Origin of the sequence: Enterobacter sp. WCHEn090032 (assembly GCF_003986875.1) — a bacterium.
Taxonomy (GTDB): Bacteria; Pseudomonadota; Gammaproteobacteria; order Enterobacterales; family Enterobacteriaceae; genus Enterobacter; species Enterobacter sichuanensis.
Genome location: NZ_RXRN01000059.1, coordinates 1 through 2047, shown reverse-complemented (window position 1 = coordinate 2047; position 2047 = coordinate 1). Strand labels below are relative to the sequence as shown.

Below are 2047 nucleotides of genomic sequence, written 5' to 3'. Positions count from 1 at the left end.
CCCGGAAGGGCGGTTTGAGGCGCGCTATCACTACGACGCACTGGGCCGCCGCACGCGCAAAATCGTCACTACGACGCACGGCACCACAGAAACGCGCTTCCTGTGGCAGGGCTACCGCCTGCTGCAGGAGCAGCAGGAGAGCGGGCTGTACAGCACGTATGTATACGACCCGAATGAAGCCTGGAGCCCGCTGGCGCGGGTGGATCATCTTCGTGACCAGCGCAGCGGTGAGATTTACTGGTTCAACACCGACCTGAACGGCGCGCCGCTGGAAGTGACCGACGAGCGCGGCGCGGTGCGCTGGAGCGGCCAGTACGGCAGCTTTGGCGAGGTACGCCACCAGAGCGAAGGGTTCTCACGGCTTGTGAATCGCTCGGCGATGGCACACCAGCCGCTTCGCTATGCCGGACAGTACGCTGACGGTGAAACGGGGCTGCATTATAACCTGTTCCGCTACTACGACCCGCAGGTCGGGCGGTTTATTGTGCAGGATCCGATTGGGTTGAATGGCGGGTGGAACCTTTATCAGTATGCGCCGAATCCGTTGTTATGGATTGATCCCCTTGGATTGTCATTTGGCACTGGCAAAGGCACTCATACTGCCCATGCAACGCTTTTTGACAGTGAGGGAAATGTCAAAGCTCAAGGTATTTGGCAGAGCGGGAACATGACTCCAGAGGAAAAAGCTCTGGGCTTCCCACAGAGTTCCCTGGCAACACACACGGAAGCAAGAATCACCAGAGAACTTGACCAAATAGCGTCGCCTGGGGATAAACTGGTTATCGATGGACAATATCCACCGTGTACATCATGTCGTGGTAAAATGAACACATTTAAATTGAATACTGGTGCAGATGTCGTCTACAACTGGCCTTCCGACACTGGTCAGATTAATGAATGGCAGGCTTCTGGTAAAAAATCAGCCAGACGAAAAAACTGCTCAGGATGAGGATAGCGAATGCGTAATGTTAAAAATTTTGCTGCAACGTGTATCAATTGCAATGAAGAAGATGATGTTCTCACCATAGGGATAGGAGATGACGATTATGCTCCTAAAAACTTTATCATTATCGGACGTTTCGATGAGGATGAGCTACCTGTTAATGAATGTATTGGATTCCAGAGCGAGTCAACAGAATATGAGTTAACAGACTCTATTCGTTCTGTTCAACTCACAGAAGACAAACTTGTGATCGTGCTTAATGATGATGCCGCAAAAAAAATTGGCATCAGGGAATATCACGTGGTCATTCCTACAGCAAAAGATTCTAACACCCTTGGAAAGTATTTGAGGGAAATGTTTGATGGCAGTGATGTACCACTACAATTGCCGTAAGGTTTTAGCCACTACATGGATATCTTAGCACCCGTTCTTTAAAATGATGCAGGCGTGCCATTTCGAGTAGAGGGTACATGTGTTGAGCCAATGTTTAACGGCGAATAGGATTGCTACGTCACGTTTTTTGTTAATAAATAGAAAAATGCCATCCTAATCAATTTCAATGCCCCACAAATGCACTCACCGGCACGCCAAAACGCTTCGCATATCATCCAGCGTTAACGTGCGCTGTCCGTTAGGGATTTGACTCACCAGAGACTTCTTGCCTATCTCGTTTCCGAAATCGCTCTGAGTGGGCTGCACTACGGCTCCAGCCACGTCAGCGCCATCCGCTTCGGGCAGCAGCTGGTGACCGAGTTCACCCGCGATCGCCTGCACCGCGAGGTGCGCCGCACCCAGGGCGCGCGCGAGCAGCTCCGCCAGTATGACAGCCTCGGCAGACGCACCCTGCAGCGCAGCGAATTAAGCACGGACGTGACCCTGCCGGAGCAGGCGCTACTGGAACGCCTCTATCGCTACACCGCGCGCGGCGAGCTTTCCGGCGTCAGCGACACCCTGCGCGGTGAGGTGGACTACGGCTACGACGCCGAAGGGCGTCTGCTGAAGCACTACGAGGTCCGACAGGGGCACAGCCGCGCGCAGTTCAGCTACGACGCAGCGGATAACCTCGCCGCCAGTGACGATGCGGTACCGGTCACGGATAACCGT

Annotated in this window: 2 protein-coding genes and 2 pseudogenes; 3 read left to right on the top strand and 1 reads right to left on the bottom strand. The window is 53.4% G+C overall.

The annotated features are described in order from the left end of the window. Both EKN83_RS23190 and EKN83_RS23185 read left to right on the top strand, forming a co-directional pair. On the top strand, nucleotides 1-949 hold a 949-nt coding region (locus EKN83_RS23190; RefSeq protein WP_185857699.1), incomplete at its 5' end, for an RHS repeat-associated core domain-containing protein. A 9-nt stretch (nucleotides 950-958) separates the two neighbouring features. Further along, nucleotides 959-1336, top strand: coding sequence for a hypothetical protein (locus EKN83_RS23185; protein WP_126801791.1), 378 nt, complete (start codon nucleotides 959-961; stop codon nucleotides 1334-1336). 163 nt (nucleotides 1337-1499) lie between these two features. Here EKN83_RS23185 and EKN83_RS23625 read toward each other — a convergent pair. Continuing rightward, nucleotides 1500-1639, bottom strand: a pseudogene (locus tag EKN83_RS23625) (transcriptional regulator); the annotation flags it as partial. On the opposite strand from EKN83_RS23625, the pseudogene EKN83_RS23175 reads away from it, so the two are divergent. Then, nucleotides 1628-2047, top strand: a pseudogene (locus EKN83_RS23175) (type IV secretion protein Rhs); the annotation flags it as partial. The pseudogenes EKN83_RS23625 and EKN83_RS23175 overlap by 12 nt on opposite strands.

Bases quoted from the DNA above. Each gene is read 5' to 3' on its own strand.
- EKN83_RS23185 (WP_126801791.1), top strand. From the start codon at position 959: ATGCGTAATGTTAAAAATTTTGCTGCAACGTGTATCAATTGCAATGAA.